Source organism: Neoaquamicrobium microcysteis (assembly GCF_008180155.1).
Lineage (GTDB): Bacteria > Pseudomonadota > Alphaproteobacteria > Rhizobiales > Rhizobiaceae > Aerobium > Aerobium microcysteis.
In genome coordinates, this window is record NZ_VSZS01000030.1 from 1 (window position 1) to 1,332 (window position 1,332).

Annotated in this window: 1 protein-coding gene; it reads left to right on the plus strand. The window is 58.7% G+C overall.

The genetic code is table 11. The features are described from left to right. The first annotated feature begins 18 nt into the window (after nt 1–18). Nucleotides 19–1,187, plus strand: a protein-coding gene (locus FY036_RS00115) for an IS3 family transposase (protein ID WP_148912712.1) whose coding sequence is annotated in 2 segments (ribosomal slippage) — nt 19–283 and nt 283–1,187 — 1,170 coding nt in all. Because the reading frame shifts where the segments join, the coding sequence is not laid out codon by codon here. Nucleotides 1,188–1,332: the final 145 nt, after the last annotated feature.

The window sequence follows — 1,332 nt, forward strand, 5'->3', positions numbered from 1 at the left end:
TTTAGAGAGGACGTTGGAATGCCCCAGAAGAAGCACAAGCCCGAAGAGATCGTCGCGAAGCTGCGCCAGGTCGATGTCTTGTTGTCGCAAGGTCGATCGGTTGGTGAAGCGGTTCGCTCTATCGGTGTAACGCAGTTCTCATATTATCGGTGGCGCAAGGAGTTTGGTGGCTTGAAGGGCGACCAGGTGAAGCGCCTGAAAGAGCTCGAGAAAGAGAACGACCGGCTGCGCAAGGCGGTGTCGGATCTGACTCTGGAGAAGCTGATCCTGAAAGAGGCTGCCGCGGGAAACTTCTGAGCCCCGCCCGCCGTCGCCGCTGCGTCGATCATGTCATGGCGAAGTTCTCCGTCTCGGAACGCTTTGCCTGCAAGGTTCTCGGCCAGCACCGCTCGACCCAGCGCAAGAAGCCGGAAGGCAGGTCGGATGAAGAGGCGCTGACAGCCGACATCATTCGCCTAGCCTCCCGCTATGGCCGCTACGGCTATCGCAGGATCACCGCGATACTGCGGTTCGAGGGCTGGACGGTGAATGCCAAGCGTGTCGAACGCATCTGGCGGCGGGAGGGGCTGAAGGTTCCCCAGAAGCAACCGAAGAAAGGCCGTCTCTGGCTGAATGACGGATCGTGCGTCCGGCTTCGGCCGGAGCATCCCAACCACGTCTGGTCCTATGATTTCGTCGAGGACCGGACGCACAATGGCAGGAAGTTCCGCATGCTCAACATCATTGATGAGTTCACCCGAGAATGCTTGGCGATCCGCATCGATCGCAAGCTCAATTCGACCGACGTCATCGACGTCCTGTCCGATCTGTTCATCCTGCGCGGTGTGCCGGGCCATGTTCGATCGGACAACGGACCGGAGTTCATCGCCAAGGCCGTGCGGGAGTGGATCGCGGCAGTGGGAGCGAAAACCGCGTTCATCGAACCGGGCAGCCCTTGGGAAAATGGCTACTGCGAGAGCTTCAACTCGAAGCTGCGCGACGAACTGCTCAATGGCGAGATCTTCTACAGCCTCGCCGAGGCGAAGGTCATCATCGAGGCGTGGCGGCGCTACTACAACACGGAGCGGCCGCACTCATCGCTTGGATACAAACCGCCCGCACCGCAGGCAATCGTTATGCCTGCGACACCACGCGGATCGGCTCCGTCATCGGCCCAAGCGATAGCCGGAAAGCCGATCATGCATTAAGACTAAAACCGGACCACCCAGTAGGGGCAGGCCAGATCGACTGGTCGATCAATCCCATTTTGGGTGTAACAAATTTCTGCTCAGGTCCCATTTGAACTGCAAAGCGTTACACTCCAGTCTCGCGCAAACAATTGAAATTGCACAA